This window comes from Paraburkholderia hiiakae (assembly GCF_904848665.1).
GTDB classification, from domain to species: Bacteria; Pseudomonadota; Gammaproteobacteria; order Burkholderiales; family Burkholderiaceae; genus Paraburkholderia; species Paraburkholderia hiiakae.
Genome location: NZ_CAJHCQ010000003.1, coordinates 220,211 through 245,278, shown reverse-complemented (window position 1 = coordinate 245,278; position 25,068 = coordinate 220,211). Strand labels below are relative to the sequence as shown.

General features: G+C 64.8%; 20 protein-coding genes. 15 read left to right on the top strand and 5 right to left on the bottom strand.

Going from position 1 to position 25,068, the window contains the following annotated elements; all coding sequences use genetic code 11:
- The first annotated feature begins 9 nt into the window (after positions 1–9).
- The 3 genes from coaBC (at position 10) to dut (ending at position 2,790) form a co-directional block, all read left to right on the top strand.
- Positions 10–1,239: a bifunctional phosphopantothenoylcysteine decarboxylase/phosphopantothenate--cysteine ligase CoaBC gene (gene coaBC, locus JMY28_RS08190; RefSeq protein WP_407945483.1), complete on the top strand. Its 1,230-nt coding sequence runs from the start codon at positions 10–12 to the stop codon at positions 1,237–1,239.
- A 67-nt stretch (positions 1,240–1,306) separates the two neighbouring features.
- A complete protein-coding gene (locus JMY28_RS08185; protein ID WP_201695406.1) occupies positions 1,307–2,311 on the top strand; it encodes an LLM class flavin-dependent oxidoreductase in 1,005 nt (334 codons plus the stop codon).
- Positions 2,312–2,343: 32 nt separating this feature from the next.
- Positions 2,344–2,790, top strand: coding sequence for a dUTP diphosphatase (gene dut, locus JMY28_RS08180; RefSeq protein ID WP_201695405.1), 447 nt, complete (start codon positions 2,344–2,346; stop codon positions 2,788–2,790).
- 54 nt (positions 2,791–2,844) lie between these two features.
- On the opposite strand, the gene JMY28_RS08175 is transcribed toward dut, so the two are convergent.
- From JMY28_RS08175 to clpS, 3 genes are all read right to left on the bottom strand, one after another.
- Complete coding sequence (locus JMY28_RS08175) at positions 2,845–4,260, bottom strand: amino acid permease (protein WP_236596758.1); 1,416 nt, start codon at positions 4,258–4,260, stop codon at positions 2,845–2,847.
- Positions 4,261–4,476: 216 nt separating this feature from the next.
- Complete coding sequence (gene clpA / locus JMY28_RS08170) at positions 4,477–6,768, bottom strand: ATP-dependent Clp protease ATP-binding subunit ClpA (protein WP_201695404.1); 2,292 nt, start codon at positions 6,766–6,768, stop codon at positions 4,477–4,479.
- On the bottom strand, positions 6,765–7,079 hold the full coding sequence (clpS, locus tag JMY28_RS08165; RefSeq protein ID WP_028213389.1) for an ATP-dependent Clp protease adapter ClpS: 315 nt from the start codon (positions 7,077–7,079) through the stop codon (positions 6,765–6,767). The genes clpA and clpS overlap by 4 nt, the downstream gene beginning before the upstream one ends.
- 585 nt (positions 7,080–7,664) lie before the next feature.
- On the opposite strand from clpS, the gene cspD reads away from it, so the two are divergent.
- The gene (gene cspD / locus JMY28_RS08160; protein WP_017776809.1) at positions 7,665–7,871 is read left to right on the top strand and encodes a cold shock domain-containing protein CspD; all 207 of its coding nucleotides are present in this window, start codon (positions 7,665–7,667) and stop codon (positions 7,869–7,871) included.
- 79 nt (positions 7,872–7,950) lie between these two features.
- Here the strand turns inward: cspD and JMY28_RS08155 are convergent, their stop codons facing one another.
- On the bottom strand, positions 7,951–9,546 hold the full coding sequence (locus JMY28_RS08155; protein ID WP_201695403.1) for a multicopper oxidase family protein: 1,596 nt from the start codon (positions 9,544–9,546) through the stop codon (positions 7,951–7,953).
- Positions 9,547–10,209: 663 nt separating this feature from the next.
- Between JMY28_RS08155 and JMY28_RS08150 the strand changes: the two genes are divergently transcribed.
- Positions 10,210–10,836, top strand: coding sequence for a lipid-binding SYLF domain-containing protein (locus JMY28_RS08150; RefSeq protein ID WP_236596757.1), 627 nt, complete (start codon positions 10,210–10,212; stop codon positions 10,834–10,836).
- Between the two features lie 81 nt (positions 10,837–10,917).
- Here the strand turns inward: JMY28_RS08150 and icd are convergent, their stop codons facing one another.
- Positions 10,918–12,174, bottom strand: a complete 1,257-nt coding sequence (gene icd, locus JMY28_RS08145) for an NADP-dependent isocitrate dehydrogenase (RefSeq protein ID WP_201695402.1) — start codon at positions 12,172–12,174, stop codon at positions 10,918–10,920.
- 521 nt (positions 12,175–12,695) lie between these two features.
- Here icd and JMY28_RS08140 point away from each other — a divergent pair.
- From JMY28_RS08140 to JMY28_RS08095, 10 genes are all read left to right on the top strand, one after another.
- Positions 12,696–13,277 carry a pseudouridine synthase gene (locus tag JMY28_RS08140; protein WP_201695401.1) on the top strand — a complete coding sequence of 194 codons (582 nt, stop codon included), beginning with the start codon at positions 12,696–12,698 and terminating at the stop codon, positions 13,275–13,277.
- Between the two features lie 341 nt (positions 13,278–13,618).
- Positions 13,619–13,819, top strand: a complete 201-nt coding sequence (locus JMY28_RS08135; RefSeq protein WP_201695400.1) for a hypothetical protein — start codon at positions 13,619–13,621, stop codon at positions 13,817–13,819.
- Between the two features lie 245 nt (positions 13,820–14,064).
- Positions 14,065–14,583 carry a DUF192 domain-containing protein gene (locus JMY28_RS08130; RefSeq protein WP_201695399.1) on the top strand — a complete coding sequence of 173 codons (519 nt, stop codon included), beginning with the start codon at positions 14,065–14,067 and terminating at the stop codon, positions 14,581–14,583.
- 390 nt (positions 14,584–14,973) lie between these two features.
- Complete coding sequence (gene fusA / locus JMY28_RS08125) at positions 14,974–17,082, top strand: elongation factor G (protein ID WP_201695398.1); 2,109 nt, start codon at positions 14,974–14,976, stop codon at positions 17,080–17,082.
- Positions 17,083–17,223: 141 nt separating this feature from the next.
- Complete coding sequence (locus tag JMY28_RS08120) at positions 17,224–17,742, top strand: cupin domain-containing protein (protein WP_201695397.1); 519 nt, start codon at positions 17,224–17,226, stop codon at positions 17,740–17,742.
- A 29-nt stretch (positions 17,743–17,771) separates the two neighbouring features.
- Positions 17,772–18,791: a HoxN/HupN/NixA family nickel/cobalt transporter gene (locus tag JMY28_RS08115; protein WP_201695396.1), complete on the top strand. Its 1,020-nt coding sequence runs from the start codon at positions 17,772–17,774 to the stop codon at positions 18,789–18,791.
- A 266-nt stretch (positions 18,792–19,057) separates the two neighbouring features.
- Positions 19,058–20,734: an ABC transporter substrate-binding protein gene (locus JMY28_RS08110; RefSeq protein WP_201695395.1), complete on the top strand. Its 1,677-nt coding sequence runs from the start codon at positions 19,058–19,060 to the stop codon at positions 20,732–20,734.
- A gap of 60 nt (positions 20,735–20,794) precedes the next feature.
- Complete coding sequence (locus JMY28_RS08105; protein WP_407945485.1) at positions 20,795–21,796, top strand: ABC transporter permease; 1,002 nt, start codon at positions 20,795–20,797, stop codon at positions 21,794–21,796.
- A 5-nt stretch (positions 21,797–21,801) separates the two neighbouring features.
- Entirely contained in the window at positions 21,802–22,713 is a 912-nt protein-coding gene (locus JMY28_RS08100) for an ABC transporter permease (protein ID WP_201695393.1), read from the top strand.
- A complete protein-coding gene (locus JMY28_RS08095; RefSeq protein WP_236596756.1) occupies positions 22,710–24,806 on the top strand; it encodes a dipeptide ABC transporter ATP-binding protein in 2,097 nt (698 codons plus the stop codon). The genes JMY28_RS08100 and JMY28_RS08095 overlap by 4 nt, the downstream gene beginning before the upstream one ends.
- The last annotated feature ends 262 nt before the right edge of the window (positions 24,807–25,068 follow it).

Genomic DNA, 25,068 nt, shown 5'->3' with positions numbered 1-25,068 from the left:
AGCTGTGACTTGAACACGTCCGCTGCAAACCCAGGCGAGCTTGCTGGCCGCCACCTCGTGCTCGGCATGACCGGCGGCATTGCCTGCTACAAGATCGCTGAGCTCACGCGCCTCTTGACCAAGGCAGGCGCGACCGTGCAAGTCGTGATGACCGAGGCGGCCACGCAGTTCATCACGCCGGTCACGATGCAGGCGCTCTCGGGCCGCCCCGTCTACACGAGCCAGTGGGACGGCCGCGTGCCCAATAACATGGCGCACATCGACCTCTCGCGCGAGGCCGACGCCATCGTGATCGCACCCGCCTCGACCGACTTCCTCGCCAAGCTCGCCCACGGTTTCGCCGACGACCTGCTCTCCACGCTGTGCGTGGCGCGCGACTGTCCGCTGCTGGTCGTGCCCGCGATGAACCGGCAGATGTGGCAAAACCCGGCCACGCAGCGCAACGTCGCGCAGCTGCGCGCGGACGGCATCGAAACGCTCGGCCCCGATTCCGGCCCGCAGGCGTGCGGCGAGATCGGCGACGGGCGCATGCTCGAGCCCGAAGCCGTGTACGAGGCGATCGTCTCGTTCTTCGCGCCGAAAGTGCTCGCGGGCCGCAAGCTCCTGATCACCGCCGGCCCGACCTTCGAGCCGCTCGATCCCGTGCGCGGCATCACCAACCGTTCGAGCGGCAAGATGGGCTTCGCGCTCGCGCGCGCTGCGCAGCAGGCGGGCGCCGAGGTGCATCTGGTCGCGGGCCCGGTCGGGCTGGAAACGCCGTGGGGCGTGTATCGCGAAGACGTTCAAACCGCCCAGCAGATGTACGACGCGGTCATGCGCGCCGCAACCAACTCCGATGTCTTCATCGGCGTGGCGGCCGTGGCCGACTGGCGCGTCGATCACGTCGCCGAGCACAAGATCAAGAAAACGGCCGAGCACCGCATGCCGACGTTCACGTTCGTCGAGAACCCGGACATCCTCGCCTCGGTCGCGGCCCTGCCGAATCCTCCGTACTGCGTGGGTTTCGCCGCCGAAAGCGGCGACCTCGACGTGCACGGCGAAGAAAAGCGCGCACGCAAGAAGGTGCCGCTCCTGATCGGCAATCTCGGGCCGCTCACCTTCGGCCAGGACGACAATGAAGTCGTGCTGTTCGAGGCGGCAGGCCGCAAGCCGCTGCCGCGCGCGGCCAAGCAGGCGCTCGCGCAGACGCTCGTCGCCGAAATCGCGCGGCGTCTGCCCGACCGGAGCATCATCTCGTGACGCACGCGCCGGCGCACCCGTGTGCCGGCGCGCGGCGCCGCGAACACAGGCAAGGAGCAGCACTGCCATGACACGGCTTTCCGTACTGGACCAGTCGCCCGTCATCGCCGGGCACAGCGCGGCGGACGCCATCGCCGCCACCATCGAACTCGCACAGCTTGCCGACGACCTCGGCTACACGCGCTACTGGTGCGCCGAACACCACGGCCTGCTGGGCGTGTGCAACCCGTGCCCCGAAGTCATGCTCGCGCGCCTTGGCAGCGTGACGAAGCGCATCCGCATCGGCTCGGGTGGCATCATGCTGCCCTATTACAGCCCGTTCAAGGTCGCCGAGCAGTTCATGATGCTCGAGGCGCTCTTTCCGGGGCGCGTCGATCTCGGTGTCGGGCGCGCGCCGGGCGGCGACATGCGTACGGCGCAGGCCGTGGCCGCGGGCGCGTATAACCGCGGTGACCAGTTCGCGCAGCAAGTGCAGGATCTCGTCGGCCTGATGGACGGCAAGCTCCCCGCCGACCACCTCGCGCACGGCGTGGTGCTGCAGCCGCAGATCGACACGCGCCCGGAGCTCTGGGTGCTCGGCTCGAGCGACTTCGGCGGCATCCTCGCCGCGCAGCTCGGGCTGCGCTTCTCGTTCGCCCACTTCATCAACGCGCACTTCGGACATCTCGTGGCGCAGGCGTATCTCGACCGCTTCAAGCCGGGCCACGAGGCCAAGCCGTATCTCGCGTGCGCCGTGTTCGCGATCTGCGCCGACACCGAAGCCGAAGCCGCCGACCTGGAAAAGGCCGTCGACCTGCGCCGCGTACAGATGGCCTACGGCCTGAACGCGCCGATTCCGAGCCTCGAGCAAGGGCGCGCACAGGAGTACGGCGAGCGCGAGCAGATCGTGATCGACCGTGAGAAGCCGCGCAGCGTAATCGGCACGCCGGAGAGCGTCACGGAGCGCCTACTTGCGATCAAGGACAACTTTCGCGCCGACGAACTGATCGTGCTGACCGTTGCGGGCAGCTACAAGGCTCGTCTGCGCTCTTACGAACTTCTCGCCGAGGCGTTCCAGCTGCCTCGCGCCTGAGCGATCCACCACCGCCCCATCACCCTGACTTCATGAAAATCGACATCAAGATCCTGAACGAGCGCATGCGCGACCAACTGCCCCAGTACGCCACCCAGGGCAGCGCCGGCCTCGACCTGCGCGCGTGCCTCGACGCGCCGATCACGCTCGAACCGGGCGAAACGAAGCTCGTGCCGACGGGTCTCGCCATCCATGTAGCCGACCCCGGCTACGCGGCGCTGATCCTGCCGCGCTCCGGCCTCGGCCACAAGCACGGCGTCGTGCTCGGCAACCTGGTTGGCCTGATCGATTCGGACTACCAAGGGGAGCTGATGATTTCGACCTGGAACCGTGGTCACACCACCTTCACGCTCAACCCGCTGGAGCGCCTCGCGCAGCTCGTGATCGTGCCGGTCGTGCAGGCGCAGTTCAACATCGTCGACGACTTCGAGGCGAGCGAACGAGGCGCGGGCGGTTTCGGCAGCACGGGCAAGCACTAATCCGAGCAGTTGCGCTGGCAACAAAAAAGCACGCCTTGGCGTGCTTTTTTGCGTTTAGACGGAGGCTTCGGTTCGCTGCGCCGCGCCCGGACGCCGGCGATACCAGAGCGCATAGACCACCACGAGCACCGCAAGAAACGCGAGGCCGTAGACCAGCGTCATGCGGAATTCGCGCGTAAAGGCCGTGCCAGCCAGAATGCCGAGCATCAACAGCGCGCCCAGCACGCTCGTGAACGGAAAACCCCACATACGGAACGCGAGCGGCGCGCCGCCTTCACGCGCCTGTCGCGCGCGGAAAAAGATCTGCGTGACGAAGATCATGAACCACGTGAACATCGCGCCGAACATGGCGATCGACATCATCAGCGTGAACGCCGCTTGCGGCCAGAGCGCGTTGAGCACGGCCGCCACCGCAATGCCGATGGTGGACAGCGAGAGCGCAGCGGTCGGCACGCCGTGGCGCGTGAGGCGCCCGAACGCCGCGGGCGCATAGCCCGCGCGCGAGAGGCTGAACATCATGCGCGTGGTGATGTAGAGCTGGCTGTTCATGGCCGAAAGCGCCGCCACGAGCACGATGAAGTTGATCGCGCCCGCCGCATAAGGCACGCCGGTCGCGGCCATCACCTTCACGAACGGGCTCTCGTTCCCGCCCGCCTGGGTCCAGGGCACGATGGCAAGCATGAGCGCGAGCGTGAGCAGGTAGAACAGCACGAGCCGCAGCACGGTCGCGCGAAACGCACGCGTGACGGCGCGCTGCGGGTCTTGCGCCTCGGCGGCGGCCACGGCGATCGTCTCCACGCCGAGGTAGCTGAAGAGCGAGACGATCGTCCCCACCCACACGCCCCACCATCCTCGCGGCAGCAACCCGCCGTGCGACGTGTAGTTCGCGAAGCCCACGCCCGAGCCGGCTGGCGAGCGCCAGACGAACCATGCGCCCAGCACGATGAACGCGACGATGGCCGCGATCTTGAGGCTCGAAAACAGATATTCGATGGTGCCGTAAGCGCGCACACTCATTGCGTTCACAACGATCAGTGCTGCTGAGAATCCGATGATCCAGTAGAGCCCCGGCGCGTGGGGAAACCAGAACTTCATGTAGACGGCGATCGCCGCGACCTCGGTGCCGACCGCCAGCACATACGCCGACCAGTACGCATAGCGCACGACGAAGCCCGCGAGCGGCCCGATGTAGTGCTCGGCATACGCGCCGAACGAGCCCGGCACAGGATGCGCGACGGTCATTTCGGCCAGTGCGCCCATCAACAGCAAGGCGATCAGCGCGCCGATCGCGTAGGAGATGAGCACGCCCGGCCCCGCGAAAGAGATCGCGAAGCCGCTGCCGAGAAAGAGCCCGGTGCCGACTGCGCCGCCGATGGCGATCATCGTCATCTGCCCGGCGGACAAGCCTTGGCGCAGCCCTTGTTCGCGCTCGACGATGGCGTCGAACGCGCCCGATTTACGTGGTACCACTGTTACACCCCTGCTTCGCGCGAGACGCTACTGAAGCGCTGCGCATCAAGAAAACGCCGACGGCGGGACAAACCCGCATTTTACCGGCTGATGGCTCGCCCACCTGCGCGTCATGGCGCACCGCCTGAACCTGCCGGCCCAAAAGAAAAAACGGCGCAGTCCTTTCGGACTGCGCCGTCTTGCCTGAAGGCAGTGTGCGCGCTTTCGCGCCGCCGCTTACTCCACTTCCACCGCTTCCGGATTGCGCGGCGCCGGCTGCTCGTCGAACGTGAGCTGGACCTTGTCCTCCGCATCGACGTCCACGGTCACGCGGCCGCCGCTCATGAGCTTGCCGAACAGCAGTTCGTCGGCGAGTGCACGGCGGATCGTGTCCTGGATCAGGCGCTGCATCGGCCGCGCGCCCATCAGCGGGTCGAAGCCGTGCTTTGCCAGATGCTTGCGCAGCGCGTCGGTGAACACAGCGTCGACCTTCTTCTCGTGCAGTTGGTCTTCCAGTTGCATGAGGAACTTGTCGACCACACGCATGATGATTTCCTCATCGAGCGCACGGAAGCTGATCGTCTGGTCGAGCCGGTTGCGGAATTCCGGCGTGAACAGGCGCTTGATATCGGCCAGCTCGTCGCCCTGCTCGCGCCGGGTCGTGAAGCCGATTGTCGACTTGTTCATCGCCTCGGCGCCCGCGTTCGTCGTCATGATGATGATGACGTTGCGGAAATCCGCCTTGCGGCCGTTGTTGTCGGTCAGCGTGCCATGGTCCATCACCTGCAGCAGCACGTTGAAGATGTCCGGGTGCGCCTTCTCGATTTCGTCGAGCAGCAGCACGCAGTGCGGCTTCTTCGTGACGGCTTCGGTGAGCAGACCGCCCTGGTCGAACCCGACGTAGCCCGGCGGCGCGCCGATCAAACGGCTCACCGCATGGCGCTCCATGTACTCCGACATGTCGAAGCGGATCAGCTCGATACCGAGCGTGAACGCAAGCTGACGCGCCACTTCGGTCTTGCCGACGCCAGTCGGGCCCGAGAACAGGAAGGACCCGATTGGCTTGTCCGTTTTGCCGAGACCCGCGCGCGCCATCTTGATCGAAGCCGAAAGCGCGTCAATAGCCGGGTCCTGGCCGAACACCACAGCCTTGAGATCGCGGTCGAGCGTTTGCAGCTTGCTGCGATCGTCCTGCGAGACGCTTTGCGCCGGCACGCGCGCGATCTTCGAGATGATCTCTTCGATCTCGCTCTTGCCGATAGTCTTCTTCTGCTTCGACTTCGGCAGAATGCGCTGGGCCGCGCCCGCTTCGTCGATCACGTCGATTGCCTTGTCGGGCAAGTGACGGTCGGTGATGAAACGCGCAGACAGTTCAGCGGCCGCATTCAGCGCGCCCGACGAATACTTCACGCCGTGGTGCTCTTCGAAGCGCGACTTCAGGCCACGCAGGATCGCCACGGTCTGCTCGACGGTCGGCTCGACCACGTCGACCTTCTGGAAGCGCCGCGACAGCGCCGCGTCCTTCTCGAAGATGCCGCGGTATTCCGTGAACGTCGTAGCTCCAATGCACTTGAGCGTGCCCGACGAGAGCGCCGGCTTGAGCAGGTTCGACGCATCCAGCGTGCCGCCCGATGCGGCGCCCGCGCCGATCAGCGTATGAATTTCGTCGATGAACAGAATGGCGTGCGGACGCTCTTTCAGTTCTTTCAGCACCGTTTTGAGACGCTGCTCGAAGTCGCCGCGATATTTCGTGCCCGCAAGCAGCGCACCCATATCGAGCGAATAGACCTGAGCATCTGCAAGAATGTCCGGCACTTCGCCGCGCGTAATGCGCCAAGCGAGCCCTTCCGCGATCGCGGTCTTGCCGACACCGGCCTCGCCGACGAGCAGCGGATTGTTCTTGCGGCGGCGGCACAGCACCTGCACCACGCGCTCCACTTCCAGTTCGCGACCGATGAGCGGATCGATCCGGCCATCCTTCGCCATCTGGTTCAGGTTCTGCGTGAACTGGGCGAGCGGGGTTTCCTTCTGGCCGGCGGCGTCTTCGGCTTCGGCGTTCGCGTCGCTGGCCTTGGCGGCTTCGCCACTGCCCGTTTTCGCGATACCGTGCGAAATGAAATTCACGACATCCAGACGCGTGACGCCCTGCTGCTGCAGGTAGTACACCGCGTGCGAATCCTTCTCGCCGAAGATGGCGACCAACACGTTCGCGCCTGTCACTTCCTTCTTGCCGTTGGAAGTGGACTGAACGTGCATGATCGCGCGCTGGATCACCCGCTGGAACCCGAGCGTCGGCTGCGTATCGACGTCATCCGTGCCGGGAACCGTAGGGGTATTGTCGTGAATGAAGTTGCGCAGGTTCTGGCGCAGGTCTTCGATATTGGCGGCACACGCGCGCAACACTTCCGCCGCTGTTGGGTTGTCCAACAGCGCCAGCAGCAGATGCTCGACCGTTATGAACTCGTGCCGTGCCTGACGTGCTTCCATGAACGCCATGTGCAGGCTGACTTCCAGTTCCTGGGCAATCATGCTTCCTCCATCACACACTGCAGCGGATGCCCGGCCTGCCGTGCATGGGTAACGACTTGCTCAACCTTGGTCGACGCGATGTCTCGCGTATAGACCCCACAAACGCCCCTGCCCTCGCGATGCACCTTCAACATGATCTGCGTTGCGGTCTCGCGGTCCTTATTGAAATATTCCTGCACGACCATCACGACGAATTCCATCGGCGTGTAGTCGTCATTCATTAGCACGACCTTGTACATGGAGGGCGGTTTGACCTTTTGCTCCTGCCGCTCCAGTACGGTTGAATCCTGCTTGTCCGGGATAATCGCCATACATCCATTCTAAACAACTCGGACAGGCCCGCAATCCTGCCGTAACCTGACCGGCCGGCCGGTGAACCCGGCGCTCCCGACCTGCGACCCGCTGCAAGCAATTCATGCGCCCTGGCCCGGCCCCGATCCCTTGGACCGGCTGCGGGGCCGGTACACAATCCTGCTCTCAGCAGCTTTCACGCCACCGTTGAATCGAGTATCGCACAACCTTGGCGTTGCCGTGGGAAGCTACTGTAGGCGCCCGCACGCTCAGCGTCAGATTCCATGCTGCGATGCATTCCATGTGCGTCGCTTGCGCAATTTTTCAAGATCCCTCATGCACCCTGCTTTGCACACTGGCGCTCAGCGTCGGCGAAAAGCAGGAAAAACCCTGGAAATGCGCTCTTTACAACGCGTCAAGGGGCGTCTCAAAATATTCTTGACAGCAGAATAAAGACCCTCAACAATCAAGCTGGCACTTTTTTCAACCGCCTTATATTCGAAAAAATGCCGTTGGTGAGCTTGTGAGGAGGGGGCGATCGCACCGCGATCGTTTAGCTTTTCGAACTGCTCGTGGTAGTGACATGAGTTACAGGGGAAGTTGGTATGGCAACCGGTACGGTCAAGTGGTTCAACGACGCGAAGGGTTTCGGGTTCATCACGCCGGATGAAGGCGGCGAGGACCTGTTCGCTCACTTTTCGGCTATTCAAATGAATGGCTTCAAGACCCTCAAAGAAGGTCAGAAGGTGAGCTTCGAGGTCGTGCAAGGCCCGAAGGGTAAACAGGCATCGAACATTCAGGCAGCGGCCTGATCTGTTCGGTACCCGTACCTTGGAGACCCGGCTTCGGCCGGGTTTCTTTTTGGCATCATTGTTCTTTAACGTTTGCGTGCTAGCTCACGCGTAACGTGCCCATCATGCCGAGATCCTCGTGCTCGAGGATGTGGCAATGAAACATGCGGTCGCCCGCCTCGTGCTGGACGGTTGCGATGTGTACCGTTTCACCCGGCCGCACGTTCACCGTGTCGCGCCATGCCAGCAGTTCCTCTGCCTTGCGCACACCGCCCCACTCGCGCGCCACCACCTGAAATTGCGTACCGTGCAGATGAAACGGATGATCCATGTCCGTGCCGTTTGCTATCGCCCAGTGCTCGACTTCGCCGCGCCGGCTCGCCAGGGTCACGCGCGCCGGATCGAATACCGCCCCGTTCACCATGAACTGCATGCCGCGCGGCATGGGCTGCGTGGACGCACCCGGCGCGTGCATTGCTTTCATGTCCATGGCTTCGCTGAACACCACGCTTTTTTGCGGAACTGTTAGCGGACCTGACGAAACGAGCGGCGCAACCTCGCGCAAGCGCCCCGGCAATGCCAATTGTGCTGCTGCGCTTGCCGGTGCGAAGCCAACGTTCGCCAGGATCAGCGACGGCCCCGCGGGCAAGCTGCCGTGTGTCATCGCCATCTTGTGGCGATCGTATCGCGCGGCAATCAGCGAGGCACGCGAGGCGCCCTGCCCCACGCGCACGATCAGCTCAGCGCGCTCGCCCGGTGCGAGCAAAAGCGAGGTTATGCCCTCGCGCGGAGCGCCCAGCAGCCCGCCGTCGGTCCCCACCTGAGCGAAGGCGCGGCCGTCGTCGAAAGCGAGTTGCAGATAGCGCGCGTTACAGCCATTCCAGACGCGCCAGCGCTCGTCGCCCATGACCTCGATTCGCGGCTCGCGCGCCCCGTTCACGAGCACGTACTGACCTTCACGGCCGTTCATCCAGTCCATCATGCCGTTCCCGGGAATCGTGCCGTCTGCCGCGAGTTTCAGGTCGGAAACGAACAGATGGCGCTCAGGCCACGCTGCGAGCGGATCGGTCGCAGCGCGCACGACGAAGGGGCCCGCCAGCCCGCGGAACACCTGCTCCGAACTCAGCATGTGGGGATGCGGGTGATACCAGTAGGTGCCCGCGCTTCCCTGCGGCAACGTGAAGCGATAAACGTGCCGCTCGCCCGGCGCGACAGGTTTCGACGGATTGCCGTCCTGATCGGGCGGCACGGGCAAGCCGTGCCAATGGATCGTAGAAGGCTGCGGCAGCCGGTTCACGAAGGTGATCTCGACGGTGTCGCCCTCGTGCACGTCGATCAACGGGCCGATGACCGGGCCGTCGTTCGCCGTCACGTCCGCGTCGTACTGCCAAAAAATGGTTTGCGGCTGACCGTGCAGCAGCGCGCGCGCAGCGAGCTGCGCGATGAGCGTCGCGCGGAAGAGGCCCGGTTCGCGGCTCTGGTTCGCGAGCGCGCGCAACGTGGCCAGCGGCTCGCCGGCGGGCAACGCGTCGGCCGCAGCAAGCGGTACTTGCGCGTGGATCATGCCGCCGGACATCGCCGGCATATCCGACATGCCGTGCATCGCATCGTCCGCACCTTGTGCGAATGCGCGACGCGCGAACAGGGTCGCTGTGGCAGCGCTCAACGCGCCGGACAGAAATGCTCTTCGTTTCATCGATGAATTCCTCTTACCTGGTCCATGCCTGAGCACGCGCCGCGCGACGACAGCCGCGCCACGCGTATGGCGATTCGCTTCGCTCGCGTGACGCGCGCGCGAAGCACTTCGAAGCCACTGTCGGGCCGCACTCGACGAAGCGCGGCGGCCCGGCTCAGACGATCGGAGGAGGCAAAGGAGGCGCGTGCGTAATCCCGGCACGCATCGGGACGGGAAGCACGGCGAGCGTAGACCCACCGGGAGCAGGCATACCCAACGCCGACACAACGGGTGGCGCGCCGCAATGCACGCCGCAACCCGCGACACAGCAACTCGTGCCGCACGCACCGTGCGAACCGTTGCCGCTAGCGTTTGTCATCTCACCGGGTTTCGTCGTGCCGCAATGATCGCTGGCCACGACGACGGCGTTCGGCTTCTGCGCGATTCGCTGCATGTGTTCGCACGCCGTCGCACCGCGCACGGCGAAGAGCGCGAACAAGCAAGCAAGAATAAGACGACACAGAAAAGGCATGCGACCTGGGCGGGGAACTGACTAGGTTGATACACATCATCATATCGCACAGGAGGCATCGCGACGCGCACGACGCCTTGCCGCGTACCGTGTCCAGAACAAAGACATGGGAATGAAAGTTCGCCAGGATCGCTCGAGCGCGGTCCGCACGCATGACGCGGGCCGGCGCTGTACCGAAAACACTGGGAATACACACTATGTCACAAAAAATCCTGCGCGCAGCCGTCATTCTCTCCGCGCTGTTCGTCGCAGCTTGCTCCACGCCGAACCCCACGACTTCAGCGACCTCGTTGAGCAACGCCGACGCGCGCATACAACTCGTTCACGATGCGCGCCAGGCAATGAACAGCCTGTACGCCAGCACGCCGCATGCGAAGGAGTTGGCCAATCAATCAGTCGGCGTCCTGATCTTTCCTGGCATCCTTAAAGCGGGTTTGCTGGTTGGCGGCTCAGGCGGCAACGGCGTACTGTTTTCGAATGATGGCAACGTGCTCGGCTATTACAAGGTCAGAGCGCTCTCCTACGGTTTGCAGGCCGGCGCCCAGGACTTCTCAGAGGCGATGTTTCTCATGACGCCGGGGGCGAAACAATATCTCGAGAGCAGCGACGGCTGGTCGGTCGGCTTGGGCCCGAGCGTCGTGCTCGCCGACAAGGGCATGGCCAAAGACTTTTCGACGACTACGGCGCGCTCCGACGTGTATGCGTTCGTCTTCGGTGAGACTGGGCTGATGGCCGGCCTTGGCGTGCAAGGGCAGAAGATTACGAAGCTCAAGGAGTGAGGCGCTAAAACAAACCCCCGGTGAACCAGAGGTCCACCGGGGGTTGTCGTATTTCGCCCTGCTTGATGTTCACAAATTCGCTTACATATTTTCGATCATCACCTGTCCGAACCCCGAGCACGACACCTGCGTCGCCCCTTCCATCAGACGCGCGAAGTCATAGGTGACGCGCTTCTGAAGAATCGACTTCTCCATCGAGGCAATGATGAGGTTCGCCGCCTCGACCCAGCCGAGATGGCGCAGCATCATTTCCGCCGAGAGAATTTCGGAGCCCGGGTTCACATAGTCCTTGCCCGCGTATTTAGGCGCGGTACCGTGAGTGGCCTCGAACATCGCAACGGAGTCCGAAAGATTCGCACCCGGCGCGATACCAATGCCGCCCACTTGCGCCGCCAGCGCGTCGGAAATGTAGTCGCCATTCAGGTTCAGCGTGGCGATAACGTCGTATTCGGCCGGGCGCAGCAGGATCTGCTGCAGGAAGGCGTCGGCGATCACATCCTTGATCACGATGTCGCCGCCCGTCTTCGGACTCTTGATCTTCATCCACGGGCCGCCGTCTATCAGTTCCGCCGCGAACTCCTTCTGCGCGAGCGCATAACCGTAGTCGCGGAACGCGCCTTCGGTGAACTTCATGATGTTGCCCTTGTGCACGAGCGTGACCGAGCGGCGCTCGTTGTCGATCGCATACTGGATCGCCTTGCGCACGAGACGCTCCGTACCCTCGCGCGACACCGGCTTGACGCCTACGCCCGAGCTTTCTGGAAAGCGGATCTTCGCCACGCCCATCTCTTCGCGCAGGAATTTGATGAGCTTCTTCGCGCCTTCGGACTCCGCGGGCCATTCGATGCCCGCATAGATGTCCTCCGAGTTCTCGCGGAAGATGACCATGTTGACCTTCTCCGGCGCGCGCACCGGCGAGGGCACGCCCTTGAAGTACTGGACAGGACGCAGGCACACGTACAGGTCGAGCTGCTGGCGCAGCGCGACGTTCAGCGAGCGGATGCCGCCGCCAACGGGCGTCGTGAGCGGCCCCTTGATCGACACCACGTATTCCTTCACGACGTCGAGCGTTTCTTCGGGCAGCCACACGTCGGGACCGTACACCCGCGTCGCCTTCTCGCCCGCGTAGATTTCCATCCAGTGAATCTTGCGCTTGCCGCCGTAGGCCTTTCCAACCGCCGCGTCGACCACCTTCAGCATGACCGGCGTAATGTCCACACCCGTGCCATCGCCTTCGATGTACGGGATGATCGGCTGGTCTGAGACGTTGAGCGAGAAGTCCGGATTGACGGTGATCTTTTCACCGCCGGTCGGAACCAAGATGTGCTGATACGGCATGATCGACTCCAGTAAGGGCAACGCTGTTGTAGCGGGTTTGACGCGGCGCTCGGCGCCTCGCGGCGGCGGCGAAGCCGTTTCGCCCGGCGAGAGAGGCATCTCGCCGTTGCGGCTTCTCAACAACCGGCGCGGTCGATATTCGCAGCAAGACTGTCCAGGGACACGCGACGCACAGCGCGCAACCGAGCGGAGTAAGCGGCTCGACGAGCGGCTTGCCAGGCGGCGCGAGCGGCCCGTCGGCGTGAGGGTCTGGCGGCTATTCTAGCCCACGCCTCGCACATGCGTGCCGCGCACTTCACGCGAGCGCCAGCGCGAGGCAAGCCACTTGCGCTACTGCGGCGCCACATCGCGGACACGTCCGAGCCACGCGCGAGACGTCGTCGCACGGTTGTCGTAGCCGCAAAGGGGGATCCAGACCGCTCTTGTCTTATGTCTTATATAAGAGATAGAAATCGACGAGGCGCAATATGCATTAAGATCTCGGCGCTAGCCAGTCATCCATTCGTACCCGCCGCCCTGTCATGCGTTTGATCGCCCTCAATAAACCGTTCGGCACGATCTGCCAGTTTTCGCCGCACGAAACACGTCAGTCACTCGCCGACTGGGTGAAGGTGCCGGGCGTTTATCCCGCGGGCCGGCTCGACTCCGATAGCGAAGGTCTCCTGCTCCTCACCGACGACGGCGCATTGCAGGCGCGCATTGCCGAACCGAAACGCAAACTCGTGAAGCGTTATTGGGCGCAAGTGGAAGGCGAGCCCGATGCCGCAGCGCTTGCCGCGCTCGAACGCGGTGTCGATCTCGGTGATTTCGTGACGCAGCCATGTCAAACAAGAATCATTGCTGCGCCGGAGAATCTGTGGCCGCGCAATCCCCCGATTCGTTATCGCGCGTCAATACCCACCACGTGGGTGGAGATCGCGATCAGCGAGGGCAAGAACAGGCAGGTGCGACGCATGACCGCGGCAGTGGGCTATCCAACATTGCGGCTCGTGCGCGTCGCGATTGGCGCACTCGATATTTTTTCACTTGGCCTCACGCCCGGCGAAAGCATCGACGTGCCCACCAATGCGCCCTGGCAAAACACGACTCACAAACACAAGTGATTGTTGTGCAAGCACTTTTCGCTTGCTGAACGATTTTTTTCGAATCACGCGACACGTCCCCTACCTTTCTGTTGCGTCTCGTTACGAAGCAAATGAAAAGTTTGCGTCAACCGTCTCGCGAGACCATGCGTTAATCGACGCAGATGCCAGAAGCTATCCGGCATTCAGCCTTCCGGGTCCTCGCAGCAATGCACGGTCCTGACCGCTGGCAGACGCAGAAATCAAATTCACGCGAATTTGTCGAAAGCGACTGTCAACCGAAAGGTGGATGGCACGTTTACCGACCTGACTCCAAAAACCGGGTCACTTGGTTAATTAACTCAAGCTTGAGGATTCACAACATGAACAAACTGATCGCTGCTCTGGTCGCTGGCCTCTTCGCATCGGCTGCATTCGCACAAGCTTCGGCTCCGGAAGCTGCTTCGGCTGCTCCGGCTGCTGCTGCTTCGTCGGCACACAAGGCTGCGCACAAGAAGGCACACAAGAAGTCGTCGCACAAGAAGGCAGCGAAGGCTGAAGCCGCTTCGGCAGCTTCGGAGTAAGCTTGTTGTAAGACGCATGAAGAAGCGGCATTCGTTGCCGCGTCTTCAGCGCGACGAAAGGCAGAGCGCCGCAAGGCGTTCTGCCTTTTTGTTTGGTTGCGCGATTTTTAGGCATTATTTTGACGTGCACGCTCGCCGTCTCACGTGAATGACGTGAACGATGACGTGAAGCGTGCCGCGCATTTTGACCCGTTCTGACCTGGTCGCGTAACATGCGCGGATTAACCTACAGCAAGGAGTCTCTCGTGCGATTTTCCCTGCGCTCGTTCGTCGTGCGCTGCGCGCTTGTCGTCGCATTGCCATTTGCCGCTTTCGCGGTGCTCACGTTCACCGCGGCGTCCACGTCGAGCATCGCGCTGGCACAGCAGATGCCGCCGGGGGCCAAGCAGCCCGGCGATTTTCCGCGCGTGAAGCTCACGGCAGGCATGTTCGTGATCGATGCCGCGGTCGCCGCCAACGACGCGGATCGCGAACAGGGCCTCATGTACCGTTCGCAACTCGGGCCCAATGAAGGCATGCTGTTCGTATTCGGCGAAAACGCAGTGCACTGCTTCTGGATGAAGAACACGCTGATCCCGCTGTCGATCGCCTTCATTCGCGCCGACGGCACGATCACCGACATCGACGAGATGCAGGCCGAAACGACCAACAACCACTGCCCGCGCAACAACGGCACCTTCGCGCTCGAAATGCCCAAGGGCTGGTTCACGTCGAAGGGCATCAAGCCAGGCATGGTGATTCAGGGACTGCCGCCGCTGCAGTAAGCGCGCGGTTACCCCGCAGTTACCCCGCAGTTACCCCGCAGTTACCCGTCACGCAATACTCGCGCGCAGCGCGAGACGCGCAAGCCGGCCCCGCACGCACGCGGCGCCGGCTTTTTTTGTGCCCACGTTTCGATTCACAAATGGTACCCACAAGCGGTGCGCAAGGGTCCGCGTGCGCGGCGCCCCGCCTGGCGCCGCTTCGGCCCGCTTCGGCCGTCTTCCCGCGCCGCGACATGCGTCCAGCAAAACCGGCGCGCAAGCGCTATGCTAGTAGTCCCCCACATGGCGCGTGCCACAACCGCGCGTGCCTTGTGGCGCATCGGGCCGCGCGCTGGCCGCGCCGCGTGCCGCCCGGCAGCTTCCATGGCGCGTCATTCCAAGGAGATCACCGTGCCTCGCAAGACCCCCATCGAGCGCTATCGCAACATCGGGATCAGCGCTCACATCGACGCCGGTAAAACCACGACGACCGAGCGCATCCTTTTCTACACCGGCGTGAATCACAAGCTCGGCGAGGTTCACGACGGCGCGGCGACCATGGACTGGATGGAGCAGGAACAGGAACGCGGCATCACGATCACCTCGGCCGCGACCACCGCGTTCTGGAAGGGCATGGCCGGCAATTACCCCGAACACCGCATCAACATCATCGACACCCCGGGGCACGTGGACTTCACGATCGAAGTGGAGCGCTCCATGCGCGTGCTAGACGGCGCGTGCATGGTGTACGACTCCGTGGGCGGCGTGCAGCCGCAGTCGGAAACCGTGTGGCGCCAGGCGAACAAGTACAAGGTCCCGCGCATTGCGTTCGTCAACAAGATGGACCGCGTGGGCGCGGACTTCTTCCGCGTGCAGCGGCAGATCGGCGAGCGTCTCAAAGGCGTGGCCGTGCCTATCCAGATTCCGGTGGGCGCGGAGGATCACTTTCAGGGCGTGGTCGATCTCGTGAAGATGAAGGCGATCGTCTGGGACGACGAGAGCCAGGGTGTGAAGTTCGCGTATGAAGAGATCCCCGCGAATCTCATCGAGCTTGCGCATGAGTGGCGCGGGAAGATGGTCGAAGCCGCCGCCGAAGCCGACGAAACGCTGCTCGAAAAGTACCTTCACGACCACGAGAGCCTGACCGAAGAGGAAATCAAGGGCGGCCTGCGCAAGCGCACGATCGCCAACGAGATCGTGCCGATGCTCTGTGGCAGCGCGTTCAAGAACAAGGGCGTGCAGGCCATGCTGGACGCCGTGATCGACTATCTGCCCTCGCCGGTGGACGTGCCCGCGATTCTCGGCCACGACCTCCACGACAAGGAAATCGAGCGCCACCCAAGCGACGAGGAACCGTTCTCGGCGCTCGCCTTCAAGATCATGACCGACCCGTTCGTCGGGCAGCTGATCTTCTTCCGCGTCTATTCGGGCGTGGTGAATTCGGGCGACACGGTGCTCAACGCGACCAAGGACAAGAAGGAGCGCCTCGGCCGCATCCTGCAGATGCACGCGAATGAGCGCAAGGAAATCAAGGAAGTCCGCGCGGGCGATATCGCGGCAGCGGTGGGCCTGAAAGAAGCGACGACGGGCGACACGCTCTGCGATCCGGCGCATGCCATCGTGCTCGAACGGATGATCTTCCCCGAGCCCGTGATCTCGCAGGCCGTCGAGCCGAAGACCAAGGCCGACCAGGAAAAGATGGGCATCGCGCTCAACCGTCTTGCACAGGAAGACCCCTCTTTCCGCGTGCAAACCGATGAAGAGTCCGGCCAGACCATCATCTCGGGCATGGGCGAGCTGCACCTGGAAATTCTCGTCGACCGCATGAGGCGCGAGTTCGGCGTGGAGGCGACGGTCGGCAAACCGCAGGTCGCGTATCGCGAGACGGTGAAGAACAAGGTCGAAGATGTGGAAGGCAAGTTCGTCAAGCAGTCGGGCGGGCGCGGCCAGTACGGCCATGCGGTCATCACGCTCGAACCGCAGCCGCCGGGCAAGGGCTACGAATTCGTCGACGCCATCAAGGGCGGCGTGATTCCGCGCGAGTTCATCCCGGCTGTCGACAAGGGCATTCAGGAGACGCTGAAGGCCGGCGTGCTCGCGGGCTACCCCGTGGTCGACACGAAGGTCACGCTCACGTTCGGCTCGTACCACGACGTGGACTCGAACGAAAACGCCTTCCGCATGGCCGGTTCGATGGCCTTCAAGGATGCGATGCGCAAGGCGAAGCCGATCCTGCTCGAGCCGATGATGGCCGTGGAAGTGGAAACGCCTGAAGACTTCATGGGCAACGTGATGGGTGACCTGTCGAGCCGTCGCGGCATCGTGCAGGGCATGGAGGACATCGCGGGCGGCGGCGGCAAGATCGTGCGCGCCGAAGTGCCGCTCTCGGAGATGTTCGGCTACTCGACGTCACTGCGGTCGCTCACGCAAGGCCGCGCCACCTACACGATGGAGTTCAAGCACTACGCGGAAACGCCGCAGAACGTGGCCGAAGCGGTCATCAACGCGAAGAAGGCGTAATGCAGGCGACGTGCAGGCGTTGCTGTGCACACGAAAGCCCGTCCCTTGCGGACGGGCTTTTTTACATGCGCGCGGCGCAATTTTGACCATGCCACAATGCGGCGATAACACTGCGACGCCCACAGTCAAGGAGACACGACGATGAGTCACGATCACGACCATGCGCATCCTCATGAACACCCTCACGACGACGCACCCATCGACTGGCGCGAAAACGGCGTCAAGGTGATACGCGGCGATCAGCTCGACACGAACACCGCACAAACGCCTGGCATGAACCGCGCGGCCGCAATCAACGCGGCGCGCGTGGGCGCGCAAAAAATCTGGGCGGGCACGGTAACGATCCATCCGAACGCGAAGACGGGCGCGCATCATCACGGCGCGCTGGAAAGCGTGATCTACGTCGTGCGCGGTCACGCGCGCATGCGCTGGGGCGAGCATCTGGAGTTCACGGCCGAGGCCGGCCCTGGCGACTTCATCTTCGTGCCGCCCTACGTGCCGCACCAGGAGATCAACGCGAGCACCGACGATCCGCTCGAATGCGTGCTCGTGCGCAGCGACAACGAGGCCGTGGTGGTGAACCTGAACATCGACGCCGTCGAAGCGCCGGAAACCGTGTACTGGGTCGATCCGATCCACCGCCATCCGCACGACCATTGAACACCTGGCCACGAGTCCACACTGACGCGATGACGACACCCGCCGCCTCGCTGCGCGCTCGCCTGATTGCGCTCTATGCCGTGCTCATCGCCGTCAATCTCGGCGCGTGGGTGTGGGCGCTGATCGCGTTTCGCCACTACCCGCTGCTGCTCGGTACGGCATTGCTCGCCTACGGCTTCGGCCTGCGCCACGCGGTGGACGCCGACCACATCGCCGCCATCGACGCCGTCACGCGCAAACTCATGCAGCAGGGCGAGCGCCCGCTCGGCGTGGGTCTCGCGTTCTCGCTCGGCCACTCGACGGTCGTGATCGTCGCCACGCTCGGCATCGCGCTCACGGCGCTCTCCCTGCATGGCCGCTTCGAGCAGTTCCACGAGATCGGCTCGACGATCGGCACGCTCGTTTCGTCGACGTTTCTGCTGGTGCTCGCGGGCGTGAACCTCGTGATCCTGCGCGACGTATGGATGCGTTACCGGCGCGCGCAACACGGCGACGACGCGACGCTCGCGGCCGCCGATGCACCCGCTCCCGCCGGCCTCTTTTCGCGCGCACTGCGTCCGCTCTTCGCACTCGTCACGAAGAGCTGGCACCTGTATCCCGTGGGTGTGCTGTTCGGCCTCGGCTTCGACACGGCCACCGAAATCGGCCTGCTCGCCATCGCCGCCGCCGAAGCGGGCAAGGGCTTGCCGATGTATTCGATTCTCGTGTTCCCCGCGCTTTTCACCGCGGGCATGACGCTCGTCGATTCCACCGACAACGTGCTGATGGTCCACGCCTACGGATGGGCCATGGACGACCCCAGACGCAAGCTCTACTACAACGCGAGCATCACGTTCGTCTCCGCGCTCGTGGCGATCGTGATCGGCGGCGTTGAAGCATTGGGGCTCATCGCCGACAAGCTCGGCGCAAGCGGCGGCGCGTGGACACTCATAGCCGGCCTGAACGCGCGCTTCGGCGAGCTGGGCTACGGCATTGTCGCGGCGTTCATCGCGTGCTGGATCGGCTCGGTGCTGTTCCATCGCTGGAGCCGGCCCGCCGCGGCCCGCTAAAACGCACGCGCCACGTGCGCCGTTCCTCGCACGGCGCGCCACGTGCGCGCAACCCCGCGAAACCCTACCCTTCGCCTCGTTTGCCGAAAGCGCGTAAACTAGCCCCAGCTATTGCGCACAGTAGCCTCATCAATCGATTCGCCTGGTTTCGCGCTTAGTCTCACTTAGCTGCACCCATTCGTCGTCTGCCGTACCGCATGCCGCCGTCGCGTACGCCCTCGGGCCTCGCGCGTCCCCTGAACGGAATCGCACGGAAACCCGCACCGATGAAACGACCGCAGTCCCGCCGTCCGCTCCTCTGCCGCCTCGAAGCGTTGCGCCCTCAGGCCGACGACCATGGCAACCATGCTCTCGACGAATTCGTTGCCGGCCGCCTGACGCGCCGCGAGCTGCTGCGCTATGCGAGCGCGGTCGGCCTCGCGGCGCTGCCCGCCTTTGCGGGGCTCAGCGTGCCACGCAGCGCGCACGCCCAGGCCGCGGGCAAGCCTGGCGAGCAGACGATCCGCGTGGCGCACCTCATGCCTGCGGGCGCCGTCGATCCGCTCACCGTGACCGATGCGGGCGGGCTGTGTCTCCTGAACCAAACCGGCGAATTCCTCGCCAACGACGACGCGCAAGGCCATCTGCAGCCCGCCCTCGCGCTCTCGTGGCAAGCCAACGCGAAAGCAGACGTCTGGACGTTCAAGCTGCGCCCCAACGTGAAATTCCACGACGGCCAGCCGTTCGGCGCGAAAGACGTGGTAGCGACCTTCGATCGCCTCGCCGATCCGGCAACCGGGTCGGCGGCGCTGTCGGTACTCAAGGGCGTGCTCTCGAAAGGCGGTACGAAGGCCATCGACGAGCACACGGTCGAGTTCCATCTCGACGCGCCCAACGGCAACTTCGCCTACTACGTTTCTTCGGACAACTACAACGCCGTGATGCTGCCCGCCAACTATGCGGGCAATTACGAAAAGAGCTTCATCGGCACGGGGCCATTCAAGCTCGACAAATTCGAAGCGCGGCGCGGCGTGAGCTTCGTGCGCAATCCCGACTATTGGGGCGACAAGGCGCTGCCCGCGCGCGTGGAATTCGCGTTCTACGCCGACGAGCAGGCACAGTTGCTCGCGCTGCAGGGCCACCAGGCCGACGTGATGGGCACTTTCACCGTGCAGGGCGGCATCGGCATCCTGAACAATCCCGACTTCAAGGTGATCGGCGTGCGCTCGAGCGCGCATCGCCAGATCCACATGCGCAACGACTCGCCCGCGTTCAAGGACAAGCGGGTGCGCCAGGCGCTCGCGCTTGCGCTCGATCGTGACGTGCTCGTGCGCGGACTCTTCAAGGGCCGCGCCGTGGTGGGCAACGACAGTCCGTTCGCGCCCATCTTCCCTTCTACGGCGACAGACGTACCCCAGCGCAAGCTCGATGTCGCGAAGGCACGCGAGTTGCTCGCGCAGGCGGGCGTGGCCAACGGCTTCGACGTGCCGCTCACCACCGAAAAGTACATGGAGCTGCCGGACCTCGCCGTGGTCGTGCAGAACGCGGCGAAGGCGGTCGGCATTCGCATCGCGCTCAAGGTGGAGAGCCAGTCGCAGTACTACGGCGCGGGCACGTTCGGCAAATCGGACTGGCTCGACTCGCCGCTCGGCATGACCGACTACGGGCATCGGGGCGTGCCGAACGTGTTTCTCAACGCGCCGCTCACCTCGGGCGGCACGTGGAATGCTGCGCACTTTCGCAACGCGCAGTACGACAAGCTGGTCGCGCAGTTCGCGGCGACGCTCGACGTGGCGGCCCAGAAGCAGGTGGCGAGGCAGATCCAGACGCTGTTGCTCGACGAGACGCCCGTGATCATCCCGTACTTCTACGACCAGTTGATCGCGCAGCGCGCCGCGCTTTCCGGTGTGCGCTTCACGGCGCTCGCCCAGCTCTATTTCGACCGCGCGACGCTCGCCGCCTGAGCCGGCACGCGAGGCTAGCGCACCCGAAACGGAGGTCCGATGGCTACTCCGCTCCCGCCCATGTCGAATCCGACCGGCATCGTGCGCGCATTCGCTGCGCGCGCGGGCGTCGCGCGCTTTCTTGGCAGGCGCGCCGCCTGGGCGATCTTCTCGCTCTGGCTGCTTTCGGTGCTCGTGTTCGCGGGCGGCCAGCTGCTGCCTGGCGACATCGGGCGCGCCGTGCTCGGGCCGCTCGCCGATGCGCGTGCCGTGGCCGCGCTCAATCATGAGCTGGGCGCGGACCGGCCCGTGCTCGATCAGTACGCCTCGTGGATCACGCATGCGCTGCGCGGCGACTTCGGCATGTCGTGGAGCTACAAGCAGCCCGTGGCGCCATTCGTGAGCGACGCGCTGTTGCAGTCGGCAAAGCTCGGCGTGCTCGCATTCGTGGTGGTGGTGCCGCTCGGCATTGCGGGCGGCGTGTGGGCGGCACTCCACGAAGGCCGCCTGATCGACCGCGCGGTCAGCACGGGCGGCCTGTGCGCGAGCGCCGTGCCGGAGTTCGTCTCGTCGATCGTGCTGATCCTCATCTTCGGCGTGTGGCTGCGCTGGTTGCCCATCGAAGCCACCGCGCCCACCGGCGCAGGCGCGCTCGAACAATTGCGCCATCTCGTGCTGCCCGTGCTGCCGCTCGTGCTGGTGTTCTTCGGCTACCTCGCGCGCATCGCGCGCGCGGGCACGATCACGGCGCTCGATGCCGACTACACGCGCACCGCGATTCTCAAAGGGCTGCCGAGCCACGTCGTGATCGTGCGGCACGTCCTGCGCAATGCGCTCTTGCCCAGCGTGACGGTGGCGGCCACGCAGCTCGGTTATCTGATCGGCGGACTCGTCGTGGTCGAATCGCTGTTCCGTTATCCGGGCGTAGGCTCCCTCATCTTCAACGCCGCGAAAGCCAAAGACTTTCCGTTGCTCGAAGCAGGCGTGCTTGCGGTGGGCGCGGTCTACACGCTCGCCAATCTCGCCGCCGACGCGCTGCACGCGTTCCTCGACCCGCGCCTGCGCACGCCGGGAGGCGCATAAACGCTATGGCTTCCGAAGCAATTTCTCCGGGCGGCGAACCGCCCGATGCGCAACCGCCGGGCGAGCCGGGCGAAGCAGCGCTTGCCGACACGCGTCTGCGCGACACGCTGCATCTGCTCCTTCGCTCGCCCTCGTTCGTCGCGGGTGCCTTGATCCTCGTGTGGTGGATCGTCTGCGCACTCGCGGGCCCGTGGTTCGCGCCGCACGACGCCTACGCGTCCGACCCGCTCAGTTCGCTCCTGCCGCCCGACCCTACGCACTGGTGCGGCACCGATCAGCTCGGCCGCGACATCTGCTCGCGCGTGATCGTGGGCGCGCGCGACATCCTCACGATCGCGCCGCTCGCCACGCTCGTCGGGACGCTCGCGGGCGCGGCGCTCGGGCTCGTCACGGGCTATTTCGAAGGCGCATTCGGCACCCTCGTCGCGCGCACGCTCGACGCGGTGCTCGCGCTGCCGCTCGTGATCGTCGCGCTGCTCGTGCTCGCGGCCGTGGGCGCCTCGAATCTCGCCGTGGTGCTCGTGATCGGCATTACGTTCGCGCCGCTCATCGCGCGCACGGTGCGCGCCGCCGTGCTCGCCGAGCGCCATCTCGACTACGTGGCGGCGGCGCGTTTGCGCGGCGCGAACGCATTCGCCGTGATGTTCACCGAGATCCTGCCCAACGTATGGCCGCCCATCGTCGTCGAGGGGACGGTGCGCCTGGGCTATGCGATCTTCGCGGTGGCGACGCTCTCGTTCCTCGGCTTCGGCATCCAGCCGCCGTCCGCCGACTGGGGGCTCGCGCTCGCCGAGTCGTACACCCTGCTCGCGGGCGGCGCATGGTGGACCGTGGCGTTCGACGCGCTCGCCATCGCCTCGCTCGTGGTCGCCGTGAACCTCATCGCCGACAGCCTGCGCGAGGTGCTCCAATCGTGAACCGCCCCGCTTCTTCACGCCCTGCTCTCGCCACCTTCAGCGCGCCGCGCGACGACGACGCGCTCGCGCTCGTCGGCCTCACCGTCGCTTATCGCGTGCGCGGGCGCGAGCGCGACGTGCTCACCGACGTCTCGCTGCGCATCCGGCGCGGCGAAGCGTATGGGCTCGTGGGCGAATCGGGCTGCGGCAAGTCGACGGTCGCGCTCGCCGCACTGCGCTATCTCCCGCGCAACGGCCGCGTGAAGGCGGGGCGCATCGCGATTGCGGGCGACGACGTACTCGCGCTCGACGCCGACGGCCTGCGCACGCTGCGCGCCAACGCCGTGTCGATGGTCTATCAGGACCCCGCCAGTGCGCTCAATCCCACGCTCACCATCGCCCGCCAGTTGAACGAAGCGTTCGAAGCCGCGGGCGCCGACGCGAGCGTGGCCCGCTCACGCTCGCATGCGATGCTCGAACGCGTGCGCATCGCCGATCCGGGCCGCGTGCTGGCGAGCTATGCGCATCAGCTGTCGGGCGGGATGCAGCAGCGCGTGGTGATTGCGATGGCGCTCGCGTCGAACCCCGCGCTCCTGATCCTCGACGAACCGACCACGGGCCTCGACGCCACCGTCGAGGCCGAAGTGCTCGACCTCATCGCGAGGCTGCGCGCGGAGCTGGGCATGGCGGTGCTGCTCATCAGCCACGACCTCGCGGTGATCGGGCGCATGTGCGAACGCGTGGGCGTGCTCTACGCCGGGCGGCTAGTCGAGGAAGGCGTCACGCGCGACGTGTTCGAGCGCGCGCGGCATCCGTACACGGTGGGCCTGCTGCGCTGCCTGCCCGCGCATGGGCGCAACAAGCATGCAGGCGCGCTCGACACGATACCGGGCGAGTTGCCGGCGCCGGGTGCGAGCGCGCCCGGCTGCATCTATGCCCCGCGCTGCCGCCTCGCCGATGCGCGTTGCCGCGTGGAAGCGCCGCCGCCGCATCGCATGACGTCGCCGCACGGCGAGCAGATGTCGCGCTGCCACTATCACGAACGCGCGATCGAATTGCCGTTCGGGAATCTGATCGGAGGCGGCGACGGCTCGCAGACATCGAGCCATAGCCCTTCGAATCCCGATGCCGAACCGCGCGTCGTACTGCGTGCGCTCGACGTCTCGCGCACCTTCGGACACGGCGCGCAAGCCGTGCGCGCACTCGACGGCGTGTCGATCGAGTTGCATGCGGGCGAAACGCTCGGCCTCGTAGGCGAATCGGGCAGCGGCAAGACGACACTCGCGCGAATGCTGCTCGGCCTCAATGCGCCCGACGCGGGCGGCGCCGTCGAACTCGACGGCAAGCGCCTGCACGCTCACGTCGCTCGTCGTCGCGCCGACGAGCGTGCGGCGCTGCGCGTCGTGTTCCAGCATCCGGACGCCTCGCTCAATCGTGCGCTGCCGGTGAAACGGCTGATCGAGCGTGCGCTTTCCCGGCCGCGTGACGACACACAGGCAGATCGCCAAGCCTCGGACGAATCGCGCATCGCGGGGCTGCTCGAAGCCGTGCGCGTGCCGGCGCGCTATCTCGTGGCACGCGCGCGGCAACTTTCGGGCGGCCTCAAGCAGCGCGTGGCAATCGCCCAGGCGTTCGCGGGCGAGCCGCGCATCGTGATCTGCGACGAGCCCACCTCGGCGCTCGACGTGTCCGTGCAGGCCGCGATTCTCAATCTGCTCGCACGCCTGCAGCGCGAACGCGGCGTGAGCTACTTGTTCATCTCGCATGACCTGGATGTCGTGCGCTATCTCGCCGATCGCATCGTCGTGCTCTACGCGGGCCGCATCGTGGAAAACGGTCCGGCCGGCGCGGTGTTCGACGGCCCATGGCATCCGTATACAGAAACGCTGCTGGCCGCGCGCGCGCTGGGCGTGGCTTCAGCAAACAGCACGCAGGCCACGGGGCGCGGCTGCATTTTCAGCGCGCACTGCCCGCGCAAAGTCGGCGCCATTTGCGACGAAGCGCCCCCGTCGCTTGCCGACGCGGGCGGCGGCCATCGCATTCTCTGCCACATTCCCGTCGACGAATTGCGCGCACAACAGAGCGCCACCTCGGTCACACAAGCGGCAACCTGAAGGTGCGGTAGCGCTCATATCGCGCCCCGGTTCGTTGCGCTGTCCGCTTTCGCAACGCAAATACGCGCCCTTCGGCGCGCGCGTTTCATCGCCGTAACGTTTTTCGCGTTTTTTTGCCACGCGAGCGACACATCAATTGTTAAGTCCACCTCGCACGCCCCTCCCCGGCCGATGGCACAAAACTGGCTACATCGGCACCAGGCATCCGGCCGCTGCAAATCCAGTGCAATCCGCCCCGACACGCGCGGGGTGTCGCACCGGG